Annotated in this window: 2 pseudogenes; one reads left to right on the top strand and one right to left on the bottom strand. The window is 62.3% G+C overall.

The features are described 5' to 3' along the window. A pseudogene (locus tag EN914_RS35265) lies at positions 1-849 on the bottom strand (sensor histidine kinase); the annotation flags it as partial. Between the two features lie 334 nt (positions 850-1,183). On the opposite strand from EN914_RS35265, the pseudogene EN914_RS38850 reads away from it, so the two are divergent. Continuing rightward, positions 1,184-1,490 (top strand): annotated as a pseudogene (locus EN914_RS38850) (hypothetical protein); the annotation flags it as partial.

Here is a 1,490-nt window from a genome sequence, read left to right as displayed (position 1 = left end):
GTGGCCGACAAGGCCGATCATGTCGGCCGCGTTGCGGATGATGGCGAGCGGGGTGCGAAACTCGTGGCTGACGACGCGCATGAAGTCCGCCTGCTCGTCGCGAAGCACACGTTCGGCCGCCAGGCTCGCGTTCAACCGGCTTTCCAGCCGTCGTCGTTCCCGTACCTCCCGCGACAAGGCGATATTTTTCTCCAGCAGCGCAGAGGACAGCCGCGAACTGACCATGAACAGCAGGCAGCCGAAAAAGGCGATCAGGAACAGCGCGCCCTGCAGCAGATACCAAGCGTTGCGGTCGGCCAGAACCGAGGCGCCTTGAAAATCGACCGGCAGCCGGTATTCGATGATGCTCTGGAGAACGCTAGCCGCGATATACTCGGCAAGCACACCGATCGTGATCCAGCGCAGGAGGGTTGGTTGCGTCCGGTCCCGCATCAGCCCAAGACACATCACCGACATCATCACGACCGTAAAGAAGGTCGATGCGTGAATGCGTATAGCAATGTCGCCCGGATCCATCGCGAGGGCGGCACTCCATGCGACAATTTGGAAAATCAGCAGTGAAATGCTGATCCAGGTATAGCGTGGCTGTCCCAGAAAGCGCGCCAGACCCTCGGCCAGCAACACCAGGCCTAGCTTGATGATCGTGTTGTGGAGCACGATGGCCCAGGCCGCCGGCTGCTCCCCACGCAGGAGAATCAGCAGCACCCCCGCCGCGATAGCGACGAAGCCGGCCGCAAGAAACTTCAACTCATAGAGGCGGCGCCACGCCAGCCACACAAACAACCAGGTGACGGCCTGCAGGCTTGCGGTTGCAAACGTAACAACCAGAACGGTCTTCAGATCAAGCATGGTCGAGTATTCGCACGGGGTTCCCCTGCCGCACCCCCCGATGCGCCAAATGTTGAATCTCGCAGGAGTTGTGCGGGGAGGCAAGCGCGATCCGCCCGTGCAAGAATTGGTCAGAATTCAATAGAATTGATCGGTGGAATTGTCGGGAGAGGACGTTTTATCATCGGCCGCGATCGTCTTGGTGGTTTCGCCGGGCGGATTGTGAGGAAGCAGTCGGGCGATGTGCGTGGCGGACGCACGCGACCCGACGCAGCGGCAAGCGATGATTTTCGCGGGACGCTCGGCGATCGGGCCGGCCGCGGAATCGTTGCTTGCGGCACACGGGGGGAATTCCATGACAATTCGCGATCGTCGCTCGCTCATACGCCCGCTTGTACTTTTGTGCTCCACGGCGCTCGCGGGGTCGTTGCTGCTGCCAGTCATCCTGACGGCGCCGGCGCATGCACAGGCTCTTTATGGTGCGACCGGAGGCAGGGGCGGTGATGGTGACGTAGACAGCAACGGCGGCGATGGTGGCGATGCAGGTGACGCCGGCGTCGCGGGCAACGGTCCGGATGCAGGAACCGGTGGGGCGGCCGGCACGCAGGCCATTCCAGACGGTGGAAATGGTGACAACGGCGGCTCCGGTGGCGGTGGTGGGG

Origin of the sequence: Mesorhizobium sp. M7A.F.Ca.CA.001.08.2.1, from assembly GCF_003998455.1 — a bacterium.
Taxonomy (GTDB): Bacteria; Pseudomonadota; Alphaproteobacteria; order Rhizobiales; family Rhizobiaceae; genus Mesorhizobium; species Mesorhizobium ciceri.
This window is presented reverse-complemented; position numbering and strand designations above follow the sequence as displayed.